The sequence below is a fragment of the Maritalea myrionectae genome, assembly GCF_003433515.1.
In the GTDB taxonomy this organism is placed as follows: Bacteria; Pseudomonadota; Alphaproteobacteria; order Rhizobiales; family Devosiaceae; genus Maritalea; species Maritalea myrionectae.
In genome coordinates, this window is sequence record NZ_CP021330.1 from 887,524 (window position 1) to 913,559 (window position 26,036).

Here is a 26,036-nt window from a genome sequence, read left to right on the forward strand (position 1 = left end):
CCTATCCAATCATCTCTTCTTGGTTGCCGCCTTTAGTGATGACAATCTCGCCCTTCGCGGCCAAATCTTTGGCCAGGTTCACCATGCCAGATTGGGCCTCATCCACATCTTTAAGCCGCACAGGCCCCATGGCGTCCATATCGTCGCGCATCATCTTGGCAGCGCGGGCTGACATATTGGCCAAGAACTTCTCTTTGGTTTCGTCGTTTGCGCCTTTCAATGCCAAAGTGAGCAATGGTTTTTCCACTTGCTGCAACACGGTTTGGATGGCGGTGCCGTCCAAATTGCCCAAATCTTCGAATGTAAACATCAGGGCTTTAATACGTTCGGCAGATTCAAGATCACGTTCTTCCAAAGCGGTGAGGAAGCGGGCCTCAGTTTGCCGATCGAAGGCGTTAAAGATGTCGGCCATTTGTTCATGGCTGTCGCGGCGGCGGGTGTGCGACAGGGTCGACATAAATTCGGTGCGCAAGGTGGTTTCGATTTTCTCGACAATTTCCTTTTGCACGGGTTCAATGGCCAACATGCGCTGCACCACGTCCAGGGCCAACTCATCGGGCAAGTTCGCCAGCACTTTTGAGGCGTGTTCCGTTGAGATCTTGGTCAGCACCACAGAAATTGTTTGCGGATATTCATTTTTCAAAAAGCTGGCCAAAACGTCTTCTTGAACATTTGACAGTTTTTCCCAGATGTTCCGGCCGGCCGGGCCGCGAATTTCTTCCATGATCATGTCCACCCGCTCCTGCGATAGGAAGGAGAGCAGCAGCCGTTCGGTGGAATCGACGTTACCTGACAGATCGCCATTGGTGGTCAGACTGGTGATAAATTGCACAAAAAGCGTATCGAGCATGTCTTGGGTGATCGGGCCCAACTGGGACATGGCGCGTGAAAGCTGGCGGATTTCAATATCGTCCAGCTCCTGAAAAATGGGTTTGCCATAATCAGGGCCAAGCGCCAGCAACAGCACGGCGGCTTTTTCATCACCTGCAAGTTCACGCTGGTTTGCGCCCTCTTCAACAACCAGTTGGTTGCCGGTGTTTGTGACTTGATTTGCTTGTCCTTCGGCCATACTTACGCTGCCTGACTTAACCAGTTACGGATGATCATGGAGGCCTGCTTCGGGTTTTCCTCGACCAGGGTTCCAACTTTTTCAATGGCTTGGACTTGGGCCTGTCCAAGGCTTTGAACTTCGTCCAGCCATTCATCTTTGGCCGCGCCCTTTTTGCCCATGCCACCTGAGCTCTCTTCAATCTGGGCGTTTGCCTTTTCCGCAGCGGCGGCTTCAGCGGCGGCCATCAAAAGCGGTGTTTGATCTTCCGGTTCAAGCACACGCTTGATCAGCGGCCGCATGACAAAGAATACGAGAGCGAGGGCAATCAACAGTGTAACAGCCATCTCGACTGCCGCAAACAGGTCGTCGCGGGTGAAGTCGAAAATGCTGGATTCTGATGGCTCAAATGTCAGTTCAGGGCGCTCAGCAAATTGCATGTTGACCACTTCAACCTGGTCGCCACGGTCGGCGTTAAAGCCAATGGCTGAATTGACCAAATCGCGGATTTGGTTGATCTCTTCTTGTGACCGGGGGGCGTAGGTTGCGTTGCCCTCTGGTGTGCTTTCATACACACCATCCACAACAACTGCCACAGACAGACGCTTTAGAGCACCTGCTTCGATAATCTCTGTTTCGGTCACGCGGGAGATTTCGTAGTTGATGGTTTCTTCAGTTGTTGAGGACTGCTCTGAGCTGCCGCCGTTTTCACCCGCATTTTGCGTTGCGCCGGGCAATTCGTTGGCAACAGAAACCTGGCCATTGTTAGCCGGGCCCTGCGCTTCATTGGCCAATTCGCGGGTTTGGGCTGAACGCACCACTTGGCCGTTGGGGTCGAAGCTTTCCGAGGTGCGGGTCAAGCGGTTCATGTCCAGCTCGGCGCTCACTTGCACACGGGCGCGGCCTGCACCAACCACATTTTCCAACAGGCCTTCCAAGCGATTGCGCAACCGGGTTTCTACGGCCAATGTCCGTTCTTCAATGGCGGTGGTGAGCATGGTTTCTTCATCGCCTTGGGTGCCTGCGGCGAGCAATTTGCCTGAATTGTCGACAATGGAGACCATGTTGGGGCTCAAGCCATCCACGGCTGAGGCGATCAAATGTTGTACCGAACGAATTTCGCCGGTGGAGAGGGCGCCGCGCACTTCTAGCGCGATCGAGGCTGAAGGTTGTTTGGCTTCGCGGCGGAACAGTTCGCGCTCTGGCAACACCAGGTGCACGCGGGCAGATTTTACGCGGGCGAGGGACGAGATGGTGCGGGCCAACTCGCCTTCAAGCGCGCGCAAGTGATTAACGTTTTGCACGAAGCTGGTGGCGCCCAATGTGTTTTGTTGGTCAAAGATTTCATAACCGACTTGTCCGCGGGAGGGCAGGCCGCTTTCAGCCAGTTGCATGCGGATGTTGGTGATCTGGTCACGCGGCACAGAAATGGCTTCGCCATCCCCTTTAATTTCAAAGGGAATGCCCATGGCGCGCAATTCTTTGGTGATGGCGGCGGAATCGTCAAAAGAAAGGCCCGTATAGACCGGTGCCATTTGTGGTGTGGACACACGGAAAATCAAAAATGCGAAAAAGCCGATCATGAGCACCGCAGTTACAGCCATCGCTGCCACCCGTGCCAATCCCATCCTCGCCATAATCGCTGAAAAACTATTCACAATACCACCCGCGTTACAAAAGTCTGATTCGAGGGAAAAGCCATAAAATCCCCACTCGGCAAAAATTACCTAGTAGAAGGTAAACATTGTATTAACCAATTGCGCAAAGTGCATTAATTTGGGAAAAAAGTAGGGTAAAACACAAAAGCCCGCCAAAAATGGCGGGCTTTTGAATGATTGTTGTCGCGTTAAAGCGATTTTTGCCTATCGGGTCCGTTTATGACTCGCGATAATGTTGCACCCATGTTGTGCGCAACCCGGCTAAGCCATGTTTATCGATTGAGGCTTGCCAGTTCAGAAATTCATCAACGCTAAGTGTGTAGCGGGTGCAAGCCTCTTCAAGACTTAACAAACCACCACGTACCGCGGCAACGACTTCTGCTTTTCGACGGATCACCCAACGCTTAGTATTGGTTGGAGGAAGATCGGCAATTGTTAACGGGCTGCCATCGGGTCCGATGACATATTTTACTCGTGGACGCATCTGTGCGGTCATTTTACTCACTACTCAAACCTGACCAAAACTAATAGCTAGAGACTAGCCCTATGCTCTTAAAATTTGGCTAAGGCTCTGGTCAGATTTGATTAAGAGTTGAGAAAAATGCAGGCAACGCCCCGGATTGCGGCGGTTATTTAGTTTGACTTAGGCGGGCAATCCCACTTTTGCGACAGCGGAAAGCTCCACTTTTGTCCCATTAACGACCAAAATTGGTTCTTGTCCTGCAAAGTCAACTGTTTGCACCACGCCCGAGGTCATGGTGTAATTGTCGATCTTGCCACCATTGGCGTTTATCGCGTCGATCGAGATGGAATATTTGCCCTCGGGCGCAATGGCGCCATCAGATGTTTTGCCATCCCATGTGTAATCATTTTCACCGCCATCAAGGGGTTTCTTTTCCGTGAAGACCACGGCCCCGGCGCTGTTTTTAATGGTGATGGTGGCCTCGGCAGCGTCTTCGGTCATGCCATAGGTCCAAGTGGCGTTGCCACCTTTAAGGTCGGCCTGATTGGAGAACGCGGTCACTTCCTTGCCGATATAGGAGACGGCTTGGGAGGTGAAATTCTGTTGATTGGTCGCAATTAGGGTTTCCAAAAACTCATTGGTTTTGAGCTGCTGTTCAACGCCGGTGAATTCCACCATTTGGGACGTGAACTGGTTGGTGTCCAGCGGATCAAGCGGGTTTTGGTGTTTCAATTGTGTGGTCAAAATCGACAGGAACGTGTCGAAATTTCCCGCAATTGTCTTGCGCGAGGAATCTAGTTCCGATGGTGCGGTGCCAAAGCTAGATCCTGCCGCAGCTGATTGTGCTGGATAAACCATACATTATGCTCCTAAACCCAAAGGTTTAATCCATCCGGCCGCGCGGTGCCGCGCAATACCAAGGATGGATTTTCGGTGATGCTGTTTTCTGATGCGATCTCAGAATTGTCATTGCCTGCTGCGTTCTGATCGCCGCCATTTTGGCCAAATTGTTGACCCTGGCTGCCATTTTGATCTTGCTTCAATGAGAACTGCAAATTGGCTTTGTCGGTGTTCAAGCCGGCCTGCTGCAAGGCGCGTTCAAGGGCGCGTTGATCGCGTTGCAGGAAGTCGAGCGTTTCAGCGCGTTCAACTGTTAGCCGCGCGGTGACGTTCTTACCGTCCATTTCGAGCTGCACGTCGATTTTGCCCATTTCAGGGGGATTGAGGCGAATTTCGAATTGTTGGGCGCCATTGCGGATTTGCCGCACCACTTCAAAGGCGAGGGCTGGCAGGTTGATCTGCTTTTGCGGTGACTGCTGATGCGCGACCTTATCCAGATGAATTTGGTTTTGGTGCAGGGTTTCGGTGCGCTGAATATTCAATATTTTATCGACACTGGTTTCTGTGGAATCCAGCTCGCTGGCCAGTTGGGCCGATTGGTTCAAATTTGCCGTGGCGTTTTGCGCCGCATAGCGTTGATCAGCCATTAATTTGTTTTCAGCAGCAGCGGCTTTCAGACTTTGGCTAAATTCGGGCTTGGCCTCAGCGTCCTGCCCCTCAAGGGCGGCGCTAATGAGGTTTGAGCTGGAGCCGTTTTGCAAAGCCTTCTGGGTGGAGGCCTCTTCGCCGCTGGCCATCAGTTTGGCCAAGGGGTCCACTTCGCCCTCTGCGTCGGTGGATGGCGCGGTGTTGGCAGCAGTGGGCAGTTGCGCTGTCTTTTTCTCCACCAGCTTGGCGATGGCAGCTTGCGCGGTTTCCGGCAGTTTTTCAGACAATTCTTCCAACCGTCCGATCATTTGGTGAATGTTGAGCGAGAGCTTGGCGTTTTCCTTTTGTGCAGCGGCTTGCTCGCCATCGGTTGCGGCCGCACTGAGTTGCACGTCAGCTTTTTGCAACGCGTTTTCCGGGCTGAAATCGCCGAGCAAAGTATCAAGCCGTGAGAGCATTTTGCCCAGTTGCATCAAATTGCCCGGGCCTTTTGCTGTTTCCGCCTGGCGCAGGGCACCAAATTGGTCGGCAAACATGCCCATGGGCAGTGTGCTGGCGGCATCATAGCGCTTCGAGTGATTGTTCACGGCAGCGGCCAATTCGGCAAAAGCGTCTTGGGCTTTGCTGATTTGCTGCGGGTCGGGCATCAACAGTGCATCAAAGGCGGCCGCGATGGGGGAAAGGGCTTCTTTTAGCTTTTCCAACGCTGCCTTCACCTTGGCGGTGTCCAACTCGAGTTTGCCGGCGCCGGTGAGCGGTCCCATTTCAGCTTTCAGGCTGACGGCTGCGCGCATGTCTTTATTGTCGCCGCCGATCAGCGCGCCCAAAATTGCTTCAAAGCCAGAGCTGCCGTCGCCTTCAACCGAGGCTTCAGCGCTTACATTGCCGCCGAGAAAATCAACCAATGGTGTGTTTTGTAGACCAACTTGCACGATCAATTCCACTTGAAATAGAGATATCCGGTTTTAGTGATGCAAGTAATGGGCCAGTTTTGAGAAATTATATAAATACTTGAATATATTCATTAAAATCACATTTGGGTGTCAGCTGAAACTGTGCAAACTGCATAAGACGGCAGAATTGGCCGGGCCATTGGGCATTTCTTGCCCATCGGGCGCCATCAAAATGATTGAATTGGGAAGCTGTCGCTGCTAAAAGCCGATGCTTATCCGTTGGCCCTTAACCCCAATTAGGATGGAAAAATGAATTCTCTGGGTATTGATAAACCCGCCAAGGACACCCGCGTTGTGGTGGCCATGTCGGGCGGCGTCGACAGTTCGGTTGTGGCCGGGCTTATGGCGCGCGAAGGTTATGATGTCATTGGCATCACCTTGCAACTTTATGATCATGGCGAAGCGATCCACCGCAAAGGTGCGTGTTGTGCCGGGCAAGATATTCACGACGCCCGCCGCGTGGCCGCGTCGTTGGATATTCCGCATTATGTGTTCGACTATGAAAGCAAGTTCCGCGAAAGCGTGATTGATGATTTTGCCGATAGCTATGTGCGTGGCGAAACGCCTATTCCGTGCGTGAAGTGCAATCAGACCGTGAAGTTTCAGGATTTGCTGGAAGCTTCGCGCGAATTGAATGCGGATGTGCTGGTCACCGGCCATTACATTCAATCGCGGCAAAGCAATGGGCAATATTCGCTTTATCGCCCGTTGGACCATGGCCGTGATCAAAGCTATTTCCTTTTTGCCACCACGCAAGAGCAGCTCGATTATCTGCGCTTTCCCTTGGGCGGCATGACCAAGGATGAGGTGCGCGACATTGCCCGCGATATGGGGCTTGTGGTGGCTGAGAAAAGCGACAGCCAAGACATTTGCTTTGTGCCCAATGGCAATTATGCGCAGATCATTCAAAAGCTGCGCCCTGAGGCGATTGATCCGGGGGAGATCGTGCATTTGGATGGCCGCGTACTCGGTGAGCACAAAGGCATTATTCATTTCACCATTGGCCAACGCCGTGGTTTGGGCATTTCCGCTGGCGAACCGCTTTATGTGGTCAAGCTGGAGCCGGAAACAAAGCGCGTGATCGTTGGTCCCTATGAGGCGTTGGCCACCCGTTCGGTGAAACTGAAGCAGGTGAATTGGCTGGGCGGCATGAGCCTTGATGAAATCGAGGAAATGGGCCCAATCAATATTGAAGCCAAAGTGCGCTCCACGCGGCCACCACAGCCCGCGCGCTTGAGCGTGAAAAATGGCGAAGTGGAAGTTGAACTGGTCGGCGGTGAACATGGTGTTTCACCGGGGCAAGCCTGCGTCTTTTATGCTGACGATAGCGAAGACACCCAAGTGCTGGGCGGCGGCTGGATTGCTCAAGCGGTGAGCGCGGCGGCCTAAAAACAGAATTTCCCTCCCCTCGATGGGGAGGGATAAGGGGTGGGGTGACATACAGCCGCTAGACACTCCGCTGCACCAAGGGTGCTGCGATTTTTGTCAACGGCGTAATTACCGCTTTTTCTGATTTACTTCTATTCGACGCTACGCATCGGCCTGCACATGCGTGACGCAAATGCGCATCGGGCTCCTTTATGCGCTAACCCTTGTTTTCCCTGGACAATGTTTCCGGGACCAACCTGACTTTGGTCCGGCATGGCCTCAGCCGAACCAGACCTCGCCACCACAGTCGGACCAGAAACCGCTTTTTGCCATTTTTGAATTAACGGCGGCTGTGCGGACAAAGCGCCATTTCGCTGCGGCTGCGCAATGTCGGCTATTGGTATTGATCGCTACGCAGTACCGTGTGGAGTGTAAATCATAACTTGTGCATTACATGTGCATTCAACCTGTACTTAGCTTCGACAACTTTTCAGAGCTTCTAAGAAAAAAAGCAAAATAGGGGTCTGTGATATCTAGATTATCGCCATCCCAAACAAGTACGGGACTTCCGGGCTGCAAATTTTCGGAGATTATCTGCATTTGCTCTAGGCAAGACGTAACACTGGAACCGACTGGGCTATCATAAACACAAGCAGCTTTTATGCGGTTCATCATCTCATCGTAAGGAAAGGTGACCCTCACTGGATCAGAGCACATTGCTATTAGTGCGGCCCTATATACGTCACCGTTCGACCCATCAATTAGGCTATGTTCTTTTCTCTCCTGTCCGCGGGTTCTTGGCCCCGCGTGAAGCGCTGCGAGCATCTTCGAAAAATCCGTAAAATGAGAAGTCCGTAAGAGAGCTTCAGCTATGTTTTCGTCGGTAACATCAAGTCTTTTGTGCTCATTCAGTGTGGATTCAACGTTGAGGACCTGACAAAGACAAAAACAAATAGTCTGCATAAGCTGTGGTGAACCTATGGCCTCATCGCAAAGCACATTTTCAACTTGGGGGGGGAGATCAACATTCAAAGCCGAGAAGCCCTGTCTAGCGATCATCCTCAAGTGCCGTGTATCCCAGTGACCTACATCAACTGCCGCTACCCGGCCCCGTAGCTCCGGATTACTTCGAACAACATCGTCAGTACGATGGGGAACAGAAGCCGTAATAATCTTGACACCATTGTCCGAAGCTACCTTGATCTGACGTCCAATTTCTTCGCGATGAGTTTCATCAATGTAGTGAAAGTCGTCCAAAAATATCACGAAATCGCTGTGGGCAATTTCCTTGATTACCCTTGGCAAACCACCGTCTTCGATTGTCTCGCTTGATCCCGTGTTCCAATTTTTTGACGCGCCGGCAACCGCTTCGCCCTTACCCTTAGCAACCAACGGGATTCCAACTTCACCACCTGCTTTGGTACTCCCATAAACAGTAGTGGTAGAAGCTTTGGTAGTCGTGACACTTGTCGGCGTTTCCATCCATCCAAGCGCGCGGGTCCAAATTTCATCAGGGCTTGTGATCCCAGACCCGATAACAGGTATGATATTGCCTTCTTGTAAAACCTTGTTTATCAATACAGTCTTGCCTGACTTGGACGGTCCTGAAATTGACACCACCATTTTCGGCAGCTCACAATATTGCTTTAAATTACTTTCAAGATCTAAATCATCTCTACCGACGTATGTCACGGTGGGTGTATCATTCGGAGTAAAGACATCTCTCGCCGCGAAGTTGTTCTCTGACATTCTATACATTCCGTTTGGCTAATATTCACAACATAAGAGCATTTGCAGCCGACCAACAAGAGGTTATTAAGTTCGTGGCGCATAAGAACTGTATATTGATTTGTTGAGAGCACGCAACAAAGCCGACGTTGATGAACGACGCGGGATCGGTGGAAAGGGCTCAAATTTGACATTGGTCCACATAAGAAACCATTTAATACTGTGCGTCGTTTGTTTTACTGCAGGCGAAATGTTATCGGCGCAAACCTTAGCATTAACTTGACCTGCCGGATTTCCAATCGCGCTTCCATCCTGCTCCAATCACCCAGAATAGAGCCAAATACCCAACCTGAAATCCCAACAAAGTGAATATGTTTCCCTGTCCGACCAGCTTGTATAATGGATATGCGGCAAATAAACTCAAACCTACAAGCGCAGAAATAGTGGCATTTTGAGAGAAGCGGTGCATCGCCAACGGAGCAAAAGCTAATGCGACTAAGCCAAACAAAACAGACGTATTTAAGTAACTCAGTCGAATGACCACTGCAATGATTAGCAAGCTTGCAGATGTCACAAGCATTACGATGCCGTATCTATTCATAAATCTACTCCCCAAATTGCTTAACCATGTTAGATTGGAATAGTCTATGCGAGCAAGTTCTAGTTTAGTTGAATGTGCTTCATACCCTGATCTTTGCCTAATTTGACATAGGCAGCGGGGTAGTTTTGTGGGTAAAACTTCACTTATGTGCAGTTTTTACTGCTTCTGCATATGATTGAAGTAATATACCAACTAAGATTATCATTCGTGTACGATTTTCGAAAAATGTTCACTTTCAGATCAGGTGGTTTAATACCCGATTTTGGGGATGTTTTACCCAACCATTTCAAGATTGAATGTCTAGGTTGCGGCTTTTTGAGGCTGTGCATAGGCCTGCAACAGCTCGGCGCAGAAGTGCGGCAGGGGCTCCGCTTTGATCGTCCATTTTTTTGCCTCGGGGCGGCTCTGAGAAATCCACCCGGCTGTGGTCGCCTTGGACTAGATCCGGGGTCAATGCAGCACTGGTGGCAGGGCGGTGCACAAATTATGGTAAAAACGGGAGATATTTCCCACTTTTTTCACCAAAGCCCAATAAAATCAATCACATCGTTTTTTCTTATCAGCGGTCTCTCAGCTGGTGGCATAATGGGTCTGTCTTCTTTGAAGCTTTGCGGGTTGCTGACGGGCAATGAAAGCGAAGGGATATCCTTTAAAAGAAGAGGTTGGCCGTGCCATTGGACGCAGAGGCGCGCGAAAATAGATGCAGCTTGACCCGACACCGAGGGTTGCCTGCTCGCCTTTGGGCGGGCAGCAGGGGCTATTGGGTCAGCACCCCGCAAGCGGTCTAGTTTTGAACAAACCAACCATGTGAGGCGATTATGGTCTCAAACAAGATTGCAAATTGAGGAGATCATTGTCGCCTCGCATCCGCAACTGCGGGCAAAATTGCCGCGCAGCGCCTTGGCGTGGCCGCTTCCCTGTGCGCGCTTGCACAAAAAAACGCCCCACACATGGTGCGGGGGCGTTTTCAAATTCAAAAAAGGACCTGATTAGGTCAATGGTGAGATTTGGATCTCAACGCGACGGTTTTGTGCCCGGCCGCTTTCTGTTGCGTTTGAAGCGATCGGTTGAGATTCGCCCAAGCCGGTTACATAAATCCGGCGTGGATCTACACCACGGCCAGAAACATAGTTGGCCACAGACATGGCACGGCGATTGGAGAGCTCAAGGTTATATTGATCTGAACCGGTCGAATCGGTGTGGCCATAAACATCAACCAAGGTCTTTGGATAGTTTTGCAGCACCACCGCCACGGAGTTCAAAGTTTCATAGAATTGTGGCTCAACATTTGATTGGTCGGTTTGGAACGTCACATTTGACGGCATGTTCAAGATGATCTGATCGCCCTGGCGGGTCACGGTCACGCCGGTGTTGGCCAGGCTGGAGCGTAGCTCAGCTTCCTGACGGTCCATATAGGCACCAACGCTTGCGCCGGTGAGGGCACCAAGGCCCGCGCCGATCAGCGCTGCGGAGCGTGCATCTTTATTGGCCACAGAAGCGTAGACCAACCCGGCCACTGCGCCTGCGGCGGCACCACCTGCGCCACCTTTCACAGCGTTTGAGTTCCACCCTGTTGTGGTACACGCCGACAGCGAGAAAGCTGCGACGGTTGCAAGAAGAAGTTCTTTTTTCATTTTGGCCTCAGTTTGCTGGCAAATTTATTTGGTTATCTTAAGCTATAATGCGGCAGGATAAAGATGGTTCATATTTTGCCGAAATTGATTTTTTCGAGGTTGGATTCCCCCGTGTGGAATGGAGGGTGGGAAATTAGATGAGAAATGTCAAATTTCTTGATGCATTGCTGCTTGACATTGCGCCGCCCCCCGCATTATATCCCCCGCAGCAAAGCGCAACAGCTTTGCCAAATCTTCCATCGAAAGATGTCTTTCGGGGCGGGGTAGCTCAGTTGGTTAGAGCAGCGGAATCATAATCCGCGTGTCGGGGGTTCAAGTCCCTCTCCCGCTACCAAAATTTTCCTTACATTACAGGTTGTTAGATGTGAGAAAACCTTTGCGTTTTTGTGCGTGGATTGGCTTGGGTTGCGTTTGGGTGTTTTTGGGGGTGGAAAAGTAAGATTAAAAGATCGAGAAGAGATCGGCAATTATAGCGCTATCAGATATTGATCTACTATGAATCCAATATGTCTCTTACGATGTTTCGAAGTTGGACAGTAGAAAAGGGTTTGGACATAAATCTAAGAGTTTGATTTTCTTCCAACACTGGTGCTGTGTTTTCGATAGCATAACTGGAGACCAACAAGAATTTCTGATTTACATTTCGCTTCAGGATGGTTTTAACAAAAGCTGATGCCTCCAATTCGGGTGTCACGGCGTCAAAGATAATCAAGTCAAAATCGGTGTCATCTTTGGCAATTGTTTTCATCGCATCTATGCCATCAGTGGCACAAACAACATTGTAACCAGCGTCAGCTAAAGCCCTTTTGAGGAAATCTCTCACGCTGGGCTCGTCGTCAACCACAAGTATTTTTTCTGTTCCGTTTAAATTGTGGCTCTGTCTTTTCGCAACCTGCTCCTCATACGTTGGAATTTCGTCGGGCTCGGGCAGATATCTGGGTATGTAAACTCGAAAATCGGCGCCTTTGCCCAACGAACTATCGACTTTGATGAAGCCGCCCGATTGCATGATTATTCCGTATACCGTTGAAAGTCCTAGTCCGGACCCTTTTCCAAGCTCTTTTGTGGAAAAGAAGGGTTCAAAGATTTTTTCTAAATTCTCAGGCTTAATACCAACGCCGGTGTCCTCCACTTGTAGTTCTACGAACTCACCTGGTGGTAGGCTAGCATCCAATTTCGCATCTTCTTCCGTCCATACGAAATTTTTTAGATTGATCGTTATTTTACCCGTCCCATCAATTGCATCTCGCGCATTTATTATCAAATTTAGTATTGCTTGTTCCATTTGGACGTGGTCCAGTTTGACCCACCAAATGTCTTCTGGTTCAACGAACATGAATTCGATTTTCTCACCAATCAATCGCCTGATCAAAACAGTCAGATCTGATATAAGCTCGGCAAGCGAAACAATTTGTTTATTTAGTATTTGCCTCCTCGAAAACGCGAGCAGTTGCCGAGCTAACGCAGCCGCACGGTTTGATGCATTTTTTACCTCGACGAGATCATGATAGTCAGAATCGTTTGTTGATTTACCCTGCAAAACTAAATCGGTTAAACCGATAATCGTCGTTAGAAAATTATTGAAATCATGGGCTATTCTAGCCGAAAGCTCGCCTACAGCCTGCATTTTTTGCTTTTGGATTTCCGAGTCAGTTTCAGTATCGGGTTCAGTAGGCATCAACGCTGCCATATGCTTCTCTGCAACCCTTAAATCGACTGTCTTTATTTGGAGCTTCTTGATTTTTTCTGCTATGCTGGACTGTTGAGTAAATGCCAAACTATCCGTTAGCTCACGTAGCATAAAAAGGGGGTCGTCGATTGCCTTTGGAGTGCTTACTCCGAGTTCATCTAGTAAGCTGTCAAAGAAAGTATCAGAATCCAAGCCAGCAATTATTTTTGAGTGTTGGCTTGTGCCGAGAAAATCCTCTACCAGTGGCCCAAGATTGCTTGTTTCCTGATCGTAGCTTGACCAAAATATCCTAGTTTGTGGATACCTCTTACCAGCCTCAATCAAGAGCTTCATAATGCCTTTCTCGCGGCCACCGTAGCCGACAACTACGAAGGTTGTTGCCGTTCTGAATAATTCGTCTATCGCTTGTCGTGCGGACGCATCGTTTGAAAGAGCATCTGTGTCTTCAACTGAATTTATAAGATGATAAGTGTGTCGTGACCCGTGAATTTGTATTAGTTGAGGCTGTTTTGACTCTCCGCTTATCCTGCCAAGGTTTTCAAGACCATCGGCTACAATTGGAAGTCTTCCGGTCCGCGCAATCCCCTCCAACGCAAGCTGATCAAAGTTAGTGGTTAGAATTGACGAAACGTAGCCGAGGCGTACCAGCTCGCCTATACAAATATGGGTCCAATTTATGGCCCTACCGTTTTCGTCAAATATGTTGTTAAAAATTCGATAAACTTCCTTGGGGGTATTGAAATGTGATGAAAAAATCTCATCGTAAACGCTGGACCAATCTATATCTTCGCTGCCTTTGATGGCATGGTTCTGAAAATGCCCCGCTTCGACTAACTTCTTGAGCGCACGGTCAGGATCGTCAGTCTGTTGTTCAACCACACCATACGATTTTGCTAAGTTGCAGATCAATGATTGACTGATTTCTCTGGCAAGTGGAATTCCCGCACTTTGAGAACAGCCCGCACCGATTAGCAGTACTGTTTTTCCAATTTTGGATTTTTCGTCTGTTGGGTCAAAATCTCGTCGCATCGCAAGAGAAAGCTCGTGTGTCGACTTTAGAATTGGTTTGGGCAATGCTTTAGACCCCTATTTCGATAAGTAACAAAGTGGTTTGACAACCGGAGAATCGAAGGCGAATTCTGCTATAATAACTCCATTTCAATCCAAAAAACCTTGAGAAGCAAGTGAACTCAGAAGATCCCAATTAGCTCTTCGGATTCGCTTCAAACGTCGTGTCAGTTCAATGAGAACTAGGCCGTTGCCTAACTTAGCTCGTTTACAAGATTTTTAATTTGGTTCGCAATGTCTTTGGGGGTAGCACCTTCTGCAATCCAATCTTTGATAGTCTGGTGGAAGCGCTCGACATTTTCTTGGCGAATGCCAGAGTTAAAAGCAATAAATTCACCTGTTGCCAAATGACAGTCTTTGACTAATTTCTCTTGTAAACTGGGGTCAACGTATCCACCTACTCGAAATGATACATCATCATCGATTTCCTCCAAAGTAAGCATTTCTCCGGTCCCTCCTACGTGGGAGAACGTGCTTAGCATTGAGTATTTATCGCGCGCATGCTCCGCGTCATGTTCAAGCTGCTGGAGTTTTTTTCGAACTTCAACAGGACGAAGTGAATGATCAGGATCAAGAAATGTAGATGCTTCATCTGGCTTTAATGAAATTAGACGACTGTATTGTAAAGCCTCAAAGGCTGTTTTTAGGCAGCCAATGCTATCGAGAATTAGGCCCATGCATGCCAGTCGCATACTTGCGTAAATTGAGTTGGAAAATCGACATACAATAAATAATTTCGCGACTGAGTAATCGCTTTCGTCGTCGTGTACAATCTGTGCGTAATAGTAGTCTTGATACATAATTACGCAACTGAGGCCGTGGGAAGCTTCTAGTAAGGTCTCATGAAAATTGTGTGACGATGCGTATTCGCAAGCATTTGAGAATTTTTTAAGTTCAAAGTAAATTTTCGAGTCTAATCGTCCGTTGTCGCGATATTTTATGCGTGTGACACCAGATTGATCTTTGTAGGTTTTGCCAAAAAAACGAAATTTATCCATGGACAAACTTTAGCAGAGTTCACTTCCCGATGTCATCTTTTGGCAGCGCGATCCTGACCTCCTTCTCCCCATCGCTCCCCTTCACCCATTGCCAAGGTGTGCGTGGCTTATGTGCAGCCAACGCTGGATAGTTCTTTTTGTCGCGTGCTGCTGTGCGTAGTTTTTCACGAGCCTCACGTGGGTCGATTTTGAGTTCTTCGCAGATTTGTTTGAGCGTGATGATTTCAGTCATGATCGTCTCCTTGTTTGACGATCAATCGATAAGACAGCCCATCTTGCCTTGTCAGGGATAAACTCTATTTGGATTTGGAGATTTCTGAAAACACATCTGCGAACAGGGCTTTGGGATCAACGCCAAGAGCATGAGCTAATGCTGCAAACTCGACCAAATCAATTCTGCGTTCGTTGCCTTCTATTTTCGCAACATAGGATTGTGGCTTATTGAGCTTGTCAGCAACTTCCTGTTGCGTAAGGCCAGCTTGCTTGCGTGTCTTACAAAGCAATTCAGTCAGTTGCTTGTATTGGTCAGAATGGATCGATCTGGGCACACAGTTTCCTCAGTTTGTGTGCGACAAATAATCCGATTTTGGAATTATCCCATTTTAGGTTATTGTGAAGTTGTTTTTTGAGCTTTGATATGAACAGCGTTCTTTATCCCATCCTGATCGTCATCGTCCTATTTGGGGCCGTTGCTGTATTTGAGCTTTATGCGCTTTTCGTTGCGCCTCATTTCATTCCCAGAGAAACCATTGACCTGATCATTGCTGACCTAATCGAACAGCATGGAGATAATGCGCTGGATGCTGCAATTGCGCGTGAAGATTGGGCGCAGCAGGACACCGACACATTTGAACGTGGAAAATGGCGCAGGGTGAGGCGTGAGCTTGAGAAGCGTCTTTGATCTTTAATTAAACCACCAGAGACTCAGCTATACGCGTGCGTGGCAGCGTTGCAATGAGCCAGCAGCGCCGTGCGTGCCTAATCCTAAGGGGGTATTCGCACAAATGTGTGCTTTGGCGCTTGTGGCGCAATTATGAGCCTCTTGCGCACGAAATAGACCGTCTAATCACCCCAATATTCACCCACATGACACCCAGTAAGATTGGCTACAAGTGATGATGAGTATGGAGCCGTTGATTTGGTTAGAAAAAATGAAATGAAGATGGGCCTGATACGATGATCATTTGTCAGCGTGTCAGTCTAGCGTTCTAAAGAAGTGACTGCAAGAGGTATGGGGGAGGGCGTTTTTTTAATCGCGACGTCCCTATACGCGGGCTGGTGGTCATTTATAGCCCCAAGGTTTTGGCTCTGTAGCCGTTTGCAAACACACCATGTCTCCCCCATGCCATTCTTCAGCTATTCATACTCCCTTTGAATATTTAAGTTCGGGCCATTTCCAAGCTGATATTGCCGATAATAATTCTCGGTGCGCTCCTTTAAAACGCGCTGATGCTGGGCCGACATTTCATCAAGCATTCTTATTGAAGTAACCTGCATACCAGCAAATCGGCTGATGACACATATAAGTGCGTCGATAGCCTCCACAGTGCGTACCGTGGTTTTGCCAGTATCTGGATCAGTGCTTGCCTTCATAATTGAGGTCAAAACCTGCTTCTCGATATGTGCCCGGTAGTTTCGATCGAACTGGTTTTTGGCGACGTTCATTTCTGCTCTCCTCTATTTTGGTGGTGGGGAGACCAGCAAGGTGCAAAATTATTCGCGCTGCTGCTTTAAAATGCAGCGCGATATATACGTAGTATATAGTTGTTATTCGCACGCATGCTGATCCAAAAATTTCAATTAGTTGTGTGGTGTTGTTTCGCTATTTCGCTCCTTTTTCGCATTCAATAAATTCAATCACTTATCGCCGTTGTTTCGCGATAAATTCGTGGCCTGCTCGTGGGTGCAAAGACCCCTCTTGTGGTTATGGGTATCGTATTCGACCTCCACCAACCGTCCGTCTGTAAGCAATCGGCCGAGTTGCTTTTTGGCTGCATGCTTTGAGGTGTTGAGGTGGCTGACCATCCAGTTGATTAAGTAACGATGACCAGATTGGTGATGTGGGCTCCAAGGGCGACCTTTATCGAACGCATCATGAACTTCAGCAAGAATGGTGGCATCGGCTTTAGACCTAGCTTCAATTCTTCTTGCATCGCGGCTGGTAATGAAAACGCCGCTTTGCCAATAAATGTTGATGGCATCACCTGAGCGAGCAAAATTCGATTTTTTCCGGCTAAGTACCCTGTGGTCTGGATCAAGCTCATGACCTTGGGCATCAATTACGCGATGCAAATAGAGACGCGACCGCGCCGAATTGTTCCAAGCTGTGCTTCCGGAGCTGCCATCGCCAGATTTTACCCCTGCAACACTTGGGTGAGCGCAAAGTACAACGGCTGCATTCGCCTCAACAGCCAACTGTTCACAACACCTTGCGACAAACTGGCGTACTTCACTACGTATATTCTCATTGCCACCAAAAAGGTCGGCCGCGGTCTCGATAATGATAAGGTCGGCATCAAAAGCGACGACATCCTGAACCAACGCGTCAAAAAGCTCGGTGTGAATGCCTTTGCCATTCATGAAATGCATCAGCACATTGTCAAAGCCTGCACGTGATGCAATGCGCGCTTTGCCCCTAAGGTCGCCTAGACCAACATCATAGTGTGCACAGACATCATTTAGTGTGATGTGGGTATCGTCATCATCGTTCTCGCCCAAAAATGCGTACACCCGCCCTTGGGCTACTTTTTTACCGAGGAAGTCGATCCCCAAGGCACAAGCCACAGCGAGCATCAGCACGAGGAGTGTTTTGCCCGTACCCCCATCGCCATATAGGATTGTGGTCTTAAGTAGCGGTATCCAATCCTTTATAATCCACTGGCGAACGGGAACTGGCTGACCATCCCAGAGGGAAGGGTCAATGGCGTTGAGCAATGATGCTGGTTGTTTAACTTCTAAATCAGCGGTGTCAGATGGTTCACATCGTTCTGGCTCAAAATCTGCATCAAATACGCGCTGGATGAGGCGCTCTGGGTCTTCAGCTTTGCCATCAGCATCGCGTGACTTCCAAAAAACAGTAGAAAACAATAATGCCAAAACCTCGGCTGGTGTCGCGCCACCGCGCCTTAGCTCACAACCGATTGCCCAGATGATATCTGAACGGTCATCTCCGGGGTAGGTTATGCTGCTGGGACCAGAGCCGAGCTGAATTTGCCCAAATACGGTTTTTTGCTTGATCCGTTTGCGAATATCAACGTTCAGCTTTTTGCGGTATTTTTCCCACACGCTGTTGGGCTTGATGGTCCTAGCTTTAGATACAACATCGTCATCAATCGTTACAGACTGAAGGTCAGTTTCTAAAGTCTGGTCAGCTAGTTTCAGAAGATCGGATGTTTCGAGAACTTCGCCTGTGTCTTCGTAAAGGCGCACGCGTATTGGTGGTTCATATTTTGTGTTCATAAAGCCGGGCAATCGGAATAGCTTGGCAGGTGAGTGTCCACCTTTGTCGCCCTTTGCTAAGCGCGTGAGGGCGCGGTTTATTCTTTGCAGCGCTGCAGGCTCGGCTGCCTCAGATAACAACCAAAACCAATGTTGATTGGCCTTGCTTGAATTGATGGTTCGCGTGGGTTCCGGCATGCCGGGAGCTAGTTTGGCGCCATCCGCGTCCACGAAAGCAATTTGGCTGCTCAGCGCATATTTTGCTTTTGCTTCCTTTTTTGAAAACGCCACGGGCGAATACAGAACGGTCATCTCGCCCTTTGCGTGTTGACTCAAAAATGATTTGAGCTTGCGCTTCAGCTTCGGATCGCGATTGTTGAACCATTGAGTGACCAAGGGAACGAGTGCCCCTTGGTCATCCTTGCGCATTACCCTTATGGGAATGTGGCCGTCAGCTTGCCATTGGACACACCACAGGATGTGCTCAACGGCCTCGTCAATCTTGACTTTGTTGGATTTGATGCGCACGGCTTAAAAATCCGCATATTTAAAGTGCTGGGCTTCTTCGATGCGGTCCTCGCACCATTGCATCACCTCATCGCGTGGCCATGCTAGAGAGCAGCCACCAAGACGCACGGCCTTGGGGAAACGGCCAGCATTCTGCCATCGGATAAGTGTGGACGCGGAAACCCGAATGCCTAAGTCGCGCAAATCTTGGCGAGTTAGGAAGATCGGATTTTCGATCAGAGAATCCTGTGGTCTCGTTGTAGTCTTGGTCATCGTATTTCCTTTCAAACAGGTAAACTGAAAGGAATGCGCATTCCGATGTTTCAGCTGATATGCGAAGGAATAGCGGATGTATTTGGGGTGAAATAGATCACAGAAATCAGTTCATGTACTGATTTGATTTTTACGCCTTCCAGCTTTGCTGATGTCTGTCCGCCCTGTACTCGCGATTGCTTCTTTTCGTGCTGCCTTATATCCGCGAACAGAGAGCCGATTAAACTTCTCCCTTGCTAACCCCATCAGCTCGTCAGCATTTGGTGGAATATATTCTGGGTCTGAGAACAATCCAACTAACCATTGGAAACACTCTTTGGTTGCTAGGTCAGTTGGGGGCAGGGTCGGGCCGCTTTGCACTTTGAAGAAGTTCAACAACTCCACGCTATGGATTTTGCAAAAGACGGGCTGGTTCACGTCGTGATGGAACACGCAGTTATTTTTCAAATCGAAACGAAAAAACTCACGATCAACTTCTTGGGGGGTAAGGTCAGCGCTGTGTCGAAAATCGAATGTGGACCAGTGTGCGGTAACTTGACCAGATGTAAGTGCAGCCCGAAGATACCGCAATATCTCTTTTTGTTGGGGTGCCTTGGAATCGTCAAGCCAGCTTTCCTGCCAATCTTTGCCGAATAATTCCTCTCCGATTATTCTAAATGCTTGGCGTGGCTCTATGAATGTTTTCATGTTGACCTGTGTGGGCATCAGTTAGTGCTCCTGCGGTCGTCACCATCTCGATTTTGTTCGCCCATAATTCTAATGCTTCAAGTTTTTCATCTAAGTATAGATGGCGATTATAGACGGCTGCGACGCCCGAGACGATACCTGATTTGTGATTGAGGATGGCTTCAATGATATGAGGGGCAACGCGTAACTCAGCCATGCATGTGGCCATTGTGCGTCGAAGATCATGAAAGCGCCAATCAGGGGCATCAAGGCCAACTCGTTCATCAAGGCGACGCTTTAGGCGACCAAAGCCTGAAATTGGTGAGGTGCCAGTGGTGGTGAACACAAAGTCGCTGTTCAAAAAGCGTGGAATTGAGGTCAGGATATCCATGGCAAGTTTGGGCAAGGGCACGAAATGGGCAGTGCCGTTTTTTACACGGGATGAGGGTAGGGTCCACAATCCCTTATCGAATTCTAACTCAGACCAACGCATGCCAGCCACTTCACCTCGACGTTGACCCAATAGAATGAGCAGTTGCGTGAATTGGGTGAAGGGGTAGCCTTCATCAATTGCACCGTGCCAGCACGCACAGATTTCTTCATGGGCTAAAACACGCTCACGCGGCACCTCTTTTGTGGGTGGGCGCATATTGGCCACAGGGGAGACATCAAGGTAGCCACGATCTACAGCCCAATTCATCAAGGTCTTGATTGCAGCCAAAACACGATTGGCGCGTGTAGCTGTTCCATTTGCAACAACGCGATCCAAAATCTCATGTACATCACGACGGTGGATTTGATCAATTGGGCGCGAATACAAAGGGGCAAACTTGGTCAAAATGGACTGCGTTTCCTTCCAACCTTTGTTGCGTGGCTTTGCGTATCGCTCAATGAATTGGTCGATCACGTTCTTAAGCACTGGCACGGAGCGCCCAGAAGAACCATGAGCGCTGTTTTCGAACGTCCCGAGGGATATGTCGCGCAAAATGCCTTGGGCCTTCTGACGCGCTTGTGCGAGCGACATCAAAGGATAATCACCAATTTTGATGCGCCGTGCTCGACCATCGATGCGTGTGTTGAGGTAAAACACCTTTTTGCCAACGCTTGATACCCTGACCATAAAGCCAGTCACAAGCTCATCGCGCACTTCATAGCGTTTACCCACAGCAGCAGGTAGCGCATCAATTGTTTTTGTGGTTAGCTTCTTTCTCATACCCACAAATTAAGACACAAGACATCCGCGTGTCAGGGTATGGTTTGGGGCGGTGTGGTTTAGATTTGAATCGACAAGCAAACTAGGGATTAACGGCCCAATATACCGCAATTATCGACATAATCAAAACGGCATTTACGAGTATCAATAGGTAATCCATACATCGTCCAACGGAAATGTTCATTGATCTGCGACCTGCCCAAGCGAAAAATGTTGGCATCTTCCGCAAATATACTTCTCGTGTGCCAACTCTGATAAATGTGCCTATAAATATGAACAAGATAATGACAAAAAGAATAGAAAAAACGATGTAAACCAATTTTTCTGTATCTAGTATGAACATCAGCGAATAAGCTGTAAGCAAACTACTAAGGGTTGTTGCTACGCAATTTGAGATCAACAGTGCAGACTTTGAGACTGAAGAGATTGAGTTTTCGATTGCGGAAATTAGGTCCGAATTCAGATCTGCTCTTGCATATCCTTCAGCCTCGGTTCTGGAAGCACGCTCAATGACACTTTCGCTTATCCTGCCAAACACACTTGCCAGTAATGTCGTTATCGGCGCCAAACATGAAAAAACTAGGTTTGGGAAGTCCATTGTTCCCTCGAAATTTTAACCTCGATCATTGGGTTCAATCGTTCTTCTTTCCATTGAACCCATTCGAGGCGTTTGAAAAACATCAGCGAACTCTGGATGGAGAATTCAAAGTATGTGTCCAAGGTATTCACTGTCAATAATTCGTTTTCACATGTCTCTTGATTATTCAAACACTCGAAGGATGCAGTCCAGACCGAAGGCCTTTGGGGTTCAGAGGTTCTAAAGCCCATGTTGTTTTTCTGATCTTTCAGAATGGATTCTAGTTTCAATGAATAAGGTAAAAACGTAAGATTTTCAGCAACGATTTGATGTTTACCGATCGGTATATCTTGATCTGCATCCTGTTCAGATGTCCCAAGAACGACAGATCTTAAGAAGAAATTTTCATATTTCCTGCCAGACTGCTTAAGAATTTTTTCCATTTTGTGTTATAACTCATTAGTATCGGAAGCGGACGAAACTATTTTTCTATTCAAACTAACGGGATGTTACTTCCAGAGCGCTAGTTAGGCAAGCACTCAAAGAATGTTTCTTAAGAAGTTGGTTTCACGTGCAGTTATGTTGCCTCTATGAGTATTTTCGACGAGTTTCTCGATTTCTGTTGGAATGAACAATTGCTTTTTTTTCGGAAGCCTAACACCTATGGCATCATCTGAAGTACGATCAAATCCAACCCATGCTGCTAATGTGGCAGATGTTTCGGATGTCATTTCTTCAATCTGCAAGAAACATTCTTTGATTGACGTCCTTTGAAAGAACTCCTCTAGGTCTGTCGAGGCTTCGTCAATTGAACTTGAAGAAAACGCATATTTGTTGAGACTATCAAATATCGAAACATTGATCCTGCATTCAGGGCCGTTGTAAAAAATTGTCAGTATTTCTTGCAGAATAAGCTGATGTTGAGAATTGTGTTGCCAAAAAACTGTCGTAAATTCGCCAGAGTTAGGAATATGAACTCCAATTTGATCGACTGTGTCGTGGTTAACATATCTCCAAGTCTCGTCATTTGTTTCAATAATGACTTGTTTGAGTTGCGAAATCGTTGTTGGGTCCCGCTGCAACGCGACGCCAAGAATGTCGCCAAGTGAAGCGCCAGAATCTGTTGAACCATACTGGGCCACAGCTTCTTTTTCTTCAGCGATTTCCAACGCCTTGATGGAAAGAGTCATACGACGTGTCTTGCGATCGAACTGAACGATACGTGCATCGATCTTGTCGCCAACAGCGAAACGCTCTGGGCGTTGCTCTGAACGATCACGGCTCAAGTCAGAACGCTTGATGAAGGCTGTCATGTCGCCATCAGCAAGTTGAACTTCGATGCCACCATCATTCACTTGGCTCACGGTGCAGGTTACGATTGAACCTTTGCGCATGCCATCTGTTGCTTCGGTGAATGGATCGTTTGAAAGCTGCTTGATGCCCAAAGAAACGCGCTCTTTGTCCACATCAACATCCAATACAACCGCTTTAACAACGTCGCCGCGATTATAATCTTCCAAAGCTTCTTCACCCTGACGGTTCCAGTCGAGGTCAGACAAGTGAACCATGCCGTCCACATCGTCTTCCAAGCCAATGAACAAACCAAATTCAGTTTTGTTCTTAACTTCGCCTTCAACTTCAGTCCCGGCTGGGAATTTAGCTGCAAAGGCTTCCCAAGGATTGTCGAGGCACTGCTTAAGGCCAAGTGAAATACGACGCTTCTCAGGATCGACTTCCAAGATTTTCACTTCTACTTCTTGAGAGGTAGAAACGATTTTACCTGGATGTACGTTCTTCTTGGTCCAGCTCATTTCTGAAACGTGGATCAAGCCTTCGATGCCTGGCTCAAGCTCAACAAACGCACCGTAATCGGTGATGTTGGTGATGCGGCCAGTGAAGCGGCTGTTCAATGGGTATTTCTGATCGATTGTTTCCCAAGGATCAGCTTCAAGCTGCTTCATGCCCAATGAAATGCGGTGCGATTCCAAGTTCACGCGAATGATCTGAACTTTGATGGTTTCGCCAATAGAAAGCACTTCTGATGGGTGGTTCACGCGACGCCATGCGATGTCGGTGACGTGCAACAGGCCATCAATGCCGCCCAAGTCAACGAATGCACCATAGTCAGTGATGTTTTTAACAACACCCTCGACCACTTGGCCTTCTTCCAACTTGCCAACAATTTCAGAACGCTGCTCTGCGCGGCTTTCTTCAAGAACCGCACGACGAGACACAACGATGTTGCCGCGACGTTTGTCCATTTTCAGGATCTGGAACGGCTGCGCCACATTCATCAATGGAGCAATGTCACGGATGGGGCGGATATCAACTTGGCTGCGTGGCAAAAATGCCGTCGCGCCATCAAGATCAACGGTGAAACCACCTTTAACCTGATTAAAGATGATGCCTTCAACGCGTTCATTCTTGTTGAAGAGCCCTTCAAGACGAACCCAGCTTTCTTCGCGACGTGCTTTTTCACGGCTAAGAACAGCTTCGCCCATCGCGTTTTCAACGCGATCAACATAAACTTCAACTTCAGAACCGACCTGCAATGAGCCATCACGGCCAGCAGCGCCAAATTCTTTCAAAGGCACGCGGCCTTCGGTTTTAAGACCTACGTCGATAACAGCGAGGTCTTTTTCAATGGCAACAATCTTGCCTTTAATAACGTTACCTTCAGAAGGTTCGTTGATTTCAAAACTTTCGAACAATAGTTCTTCGAAGCTTCCCCCAACTAGGTATGGTACCGCCAAGAATGTCTCCAAATCTTACAAGCATTGCACGAGTGAACAAGCACTGCGGTTAAAAAGTGTAGTATAAAGCTGACCAACACATTTTTTCAATATATGAGTTAAAGACTTTATGCAGAACTGGGTTTCATATGGGTTAAATTTTTGGTTAGCTTGAACGGGATTGGATGATGCCAAATGAGTTTGATTGGCGTACTGTTCCCAAACGCAATCAATTGCTTGATGCAAGGATATGAGCAGAGGCGGGGCAACGTGCGTCACCTCCCGGACCCCATCATAATCCGCGTGTCGGGGGTTCAAGTCCCTCTCCCGCTACCATTTCTCAGTAAAATCAGTGGGTTGTGCGTTTTTTGGCTGGCTGTTGACTTGCCGTTCTCTTGAACGAAACTGCTTTTGTGGCTGCGCGGCGCTCAGGTGAGCCAGCAGCGCTGTTTTTATACGCGCCGATAGAAATGTCGCGCAAAATGCTTTTGGGCGCGCTGAGGGGTTTCTTCAAGCGACATCAATGGATAATCCCTAACTCTAATGCGTCGTGCTCGGCCATTGATACGCGTGTTGAGGTAGAATACCTTTTTGCCGACGCTCGACACCCTGACCATAAAGCCAGTCAAAAGCTCATCGCGGACTTCATACCGCTTACCTACAGCAGCAGGTAGCGCATCAATGGTTTTTGTGGTTAGCTTCTTTCTCATGCCCACAAATTAAGGCAAAAGACATCCGCGTGTCAGGGTATGGTTTGGGGTAGGTTGATCGCGTACAAAGATGCAGTGTATCCACCGTTTTAAGGCACAAATCCAGTTTTGAGGTACGCGCGGCTGCAGACAACGCAGCCTGATTGCGTTTGCGTTGTTGATCTGTGTAATATGAAGATTGGGCCATGTATGTCCGCGTTTGAGATTGCCGTGTAAAATTTACCAAAAGATATAAAGATTTTAGCGGCTTGACAGCGCTCTCGCAAATCGCGATTTGTTTAACGAATTTTTAAAATGATGTTTATTTGCCGTTTTTGGGTTGTTGTAGGTGTTTTTGTGTCTTGCCATTGTGGGTTATTACCTCGAAAGTCCTAGATTTTCATTGTCTTCCCCGGCTATCAAAATCCATTCGTTGCCTACGTTGAAATGCTGTTTTTCCGATAGACTTGAGACGTTTGGCAAGTCGGATAGTGAGGGGAACTGTGATGCGTGCTAGCAACACTGTCCTGGCATTGCTTGTGGTGGCCGCCGTGTCGGCAACTGCATTCGGCACTTACCAGTTTGGCCGCCAGCAATCATGCGAAATCGCCGACCCTATTCAGATTAAACTTGGTGAAACGCTGATGGAAATCCCAGGTCGTTATTCGCCAAGCCTGATCGTGCGGTATGGGCAACGGAAACCCGAAAGAAAATTCTCTGATCATTATGAGGGAAAGTTGCGGCATGTTTATTGCCACTCTAAATCTGACGAGCCAATAGAAGTTTCCAGCGTGATCCTTAACAACAGTTCGATGGAATTCATTTCGGAGGATGATACATATAACCTGTTGAGTGGTGTTTCGGTTCTATCAATTGCAATGGGCAATTTCCGGTTGAACACTGACGAACCGTTTGAAGGCCAACAATCCGAAATTGAACTTGGTGGTGAACGATTTATTAAAGTGGGACGTAATGTTGCGCATAGCAAATTCAATTTGTTTTCTTTCACCAAGAACTCAACATCTGTAAACTATTGGGCAGCTTGCGAAGAGTCTTTCTTTGGGGTTGTAGGTTGTGAATTGCATTCAAAAACCGAAATCCCAGGCTTTGAATCGCGAACGAGTTTTATAATTGACCCAGGATACCGCGGTAACTGGCAGGGCAGGATTTATTCTCTTAACGAATTTCCGGAACTGAATGCATCTATAAATGCGCTTATACGCAGTTTTTCTAATACTAATTAA

Annotated in this window: 22 protein-coding genes, 1 tRNA gene and 1 pseudogene; 4 read left to right on the plus strand and 20 right to left on the minus strand. The window is 48.2% G+C overall.

The annotated features are described in order from the left end of the window. Position 1 precedes the first annotated feature (1 nt). The 5 genes from fliG to MXMO3_RS04490 form a co-directional block, all read right to left on the minus strand. Positions 2-1,069 carry a flagellar motor switch protein FliG gene (fliG, locus tag MXMO3_RS04470; protein ID WP_027834891.1) on the minus strand — a complete coding sequence of 356 codons (1,068 nt, stop codon included), beginning with the start codon at positions 1,067-1,069 and terminating at the stop codon, positions 2-4. A gap of 2 nt (positions 1,070-1,071) precedes the next feature. Beyond that, positions 1,072-2,706, minus strand: coding sequence for a flagellar basal-body MS-ring/collar protein FliF (fliF, locus tag MXMO3_RS04475; RefSeq protein WP_084634111.1), 1,635 nt, complete (start codon positions 2,704-2,706; stop codon positions 1,072-1,074). A 217-nt stretch (positions 2,707-2,923) separates the two neighbouring features. Next, entirely contained in the window at positions 2,924-3,202 is a 279-nt protein-coding gene (sciP, locus tag MXMO3_RS04480; RefSeq protein WP_027834889.1) for a CtrA inhibitor SciP, read from the minus strand. 147 nt (positions 3,203-3,349) lie between these two features. Beyond that, on the minus strand, positions 3,350-4,027 hold the full coding sequence (locus MXMO3_RS04485; RefSeq protein ID WP_117395075.1) for a flagellar hook assembly protein FlgD: 678 nt from the start codon (positions 4,025-4,027) through the stop codon (positions 3,350-3,352). Positions 4,028-4,038: 11 nt separating this feature from the next. Then, positions 4,039-5,589, minus strand: coding sequence for a flagellar hook-length control protein FliK (locus MXMO3_RS04490; RefSeq protein WP_162889130.1), 1,551 nt, complete (start codon positions 5,587-5,589; stop codon positions 4,039-4,041). Between the two features lie 270 nt (positions 5,590-5,859). Between MXMO3_RS04490 and mnmA the strand changes: the two genes are divergently transcribed. After that, positions 5,860-6,999: a tRNA 2-thiouridine(34) synthase MnmA gene (mnmA, locus tag MXMO3_RS04495; protein ID WP_117395077.1), complete on the plus strand. Its 1,140-nt coding sequence runs from the start codon at positions 5,860-5,862 to the stop codon at positions 6,997-6,999. Positions 7,000-7,440: 441 nt separating this feature from the next. Here the strand turns inward: mnmA and MXMO3_RS04500 are convergent, their stop codons facing one another. From MXMO3_RS04500 to MXMO3_RS04515, 3 genes are all read right to left on the minus strand, one after another. Beyond that, positions 7,441-8,727: a hypothetical protein gene (locus MXMO3_RS04500; protein WP_162889131.1), complete on the minus strand. Its 1,287-nt coding sequence runs from the start codon at positions 8,725-8,727 to the stop codon at positions 7,441-7,443. Positions 8,728-8,980: 253 nt separating this feature from the next. After that, positions 8,981-9,307: a hypothetical protein gene (locus MXMO3_RS04505; RefSeq protein ID WP_117395079.1), complete on the minus strand. Its 327-nt coding sequence runs from the start codon at positions 9,305-9,307 to the stop codon at positions 8,981-8,983. Positions 9,308-10,296: 989 nt separating this feature from the next. Beyond that, positions 10,297-10,941 carry a YiaD family glycine zipper/OmpA-like lipoprotein gene (locus MXMO3_RS04515; protein WP_117395081.1) on the minus strand — a complete coding sequence of 215 codons (645 nt, stop codon included), beginning with the start codon at positions 10,939-10,941 and terminating at the stop codon, positions 10,297-10,299. Positions 10,942-11,198: 257 nt separating this feature from the next. On the opposite strand from MXMO3_RS04515, the gene MXMO3_RS04520 reads away from it, so the two are divergent. Then, positions 11,199-11,275: transfer RNA gene (locus tag MXMO3_RS04520), tRNA-Met, on the plus strand. Positions 11,276-11,434: 159 nt separating this feature from the next. On the opposite strand, the gene MXMO3_RS04525 is transcribed toward MXMO3_RS04520, so the two are convergent. The 4 genes from MXMO3_RS04525 to MXMO3_RS04540 all read right to left on the minus strand — a co-directional run bounded on the left by MXMO3_RS04525 (position 11,435) and on the right by MXMO3_RS04540 (position 15,245). Next, positions 11,435-13,705: an ATP-binding protein gene (locus tag MXMO3_RS04525; protein ID WP_117395082.1), complete on the minus strand. Its 2,271-nt coding sequence runs from the start codon at positions 13,703-13,705 to the stop codon at positions 11,435-11,437. 188 nt (positions 13,706-13,893) lie between these two features. Further along, positions 13,894-14,697, minus strand: a complete 804-nt coding sequence (locus MXMO3_RS04530) for a hypothetical protein (protein WP_117395083.1) — start codon at positions 14,695-14,697, stop codon at positions 13,894-13,896. 19 nt (positions 14,698-14,716) lie between these two features. Continuing rightward, positions 14,717-14,929: a hypothetical protein gene (locus MXMO3_RS04535; protein ID WP_117395084.1), complete on the minus strand. Its 213-nt coding sequence runs from the start codon at positions 14,927-14,929 to the stop codon at positions 14,717-14,719. Positions 14,930-14,993: 64 nt separating this feature from the next. Beyond that, a complete protein-coding gene (locus tag MXMO3_RS04540) occupies positions 14,994-15,245 on the minus strand; it encodes a helix-turn-helix domain-containing protein (RefSeq protein WP_117395085.1) in 252 nt (83 codons plus the stop codon). An 89-nt stretch (positions 15,246-15,334) separates the two neighbouring features. On the opposite strand from MXMO3_RS04540, the gene MXMO3_RS04545 reads away from it, so the two are divergent. After that, a complete protein-coding gene (locus tag MXMO3_RS04545) occupies positions 15,335-15,598 on the plus strand; it encodes a hypothetical protein (protein ID WP_117395086.1) in 264 nt (87 codons plus the stop codon). 455 nt (positions 15,599-16,053) lie between these two features. Here the strand turns inward: MXMO3_RS04545 and MXMO3_RS04550 are convergent, their stop codons facing one another. From MXMO3_RS04550 to MXMO3_RS04595, 8 genes and pseudogenes are all read right to left on the minus strand, one after another. After that, positions 16,054-16,362 (minus strand): hypothetical protein, encoded by a 309-nt coding sequence (locus MXMO3_RS04550; protein ID WP_117395087.1) that lies wholly within the window; start codon positions 16,360-16,362, stop codon positions 16,054-16,056. Between the two features lie 192 nt (positions 16,363-16,554). Beyond that, on the minus strand, positions 16,555-18,663 hold the full coding sequence (locus MXMO3_RS04555) for an AAA family ATPase (protein WP_117395088.1): 2,109 nt from the start codon (positions 18,661-18,663) through the stop codon (positions 16,555-16,557). 3 nt (positions 18,664-18,666) lie between these two features. Next, the gene (locus tag MXMO3_RS04560; RefSeq protein WP_117395089.1) at positions 18,667-18,915 is read right to left on the minus strand and encodes a helix-turn-helix transcriptional regulator; all 249 of its coding nucleotides are present in this window, start codon (positions 18,913-18,915) and stop codon (positions 18,667-18,669) included. Positions 18,916-19,026: 111 nt separating this feature from the next. Further along, positions 19,027-19,620, minus strand: a complete 594-nt coding sequence (locus MXMO3_RS04565) for a hypothetical protein (protein ID WP_162889132.1) — start codon at positions 19,618-19,620, stop codon at positions 19,027-19,029. Beyond that, positions 19,568-20,794, minus strand: coding sequence for a tyrosine-type recombinase/integrase (locus tag MXMO3_RS04570; protein ID WP_117395091.1), 1,227 nt, complete (start codon positions 20,792-20,794; stop codon positions 19,568-19,570). Before MXMO3_RS04570 ends, MXMO3_RS04565 begins: the two co-directional genes overlap by 53 nt. 579 nt (positions 20,795-21,373) lie before the next feature. Further along, the gene (locus MXMO3_RS04580) at positions 21,374-21,814 is read right to left on the minus strand and encodes a hypothetical protein (protein ID WP_117395093.1); all 441 of its coding nucleotides are present in this window, start codon (positions 21,812-21,814) and stop codon (positions 21,374-21,376) included. Between the two features lie 630 nt (positions 21,815-22,444). Next, positions 22,445-24,124 (minus strand): annotated as a pseudogene (gene rpsA, locus MXMO3_RS04585) (30S ribosomal protein S1); the annotation flags it as partial. Between the two features lie 431 nt (positions 24,125-24,555). Then, a complete protein-coding gene (locus tag MXMO3_RS04595) occupies positions 24,556-24,813 on the minus strand; it encodes an Arm DNA-binding domain-containing protein (RefSeq protein ID WP_117395095.1) in 258 nt (85 codons plus the stop codon). Positions 24,814-25,298: 485 nt separating this feature from the next. Between MXMO3_RS04595 and MXMO3_RS04600 the strand changes: the two genes are divergently transcribed. Further along, positions 25,299-26,036, plus strand: a complete 738-nt coding sequence (locus MXMO3_RS04600) for a hypothetical protein (RefSeq protein ID WP_117395096.1) — start codon at positions 25,299-25,301, stop codon at positions 26,034-26,036.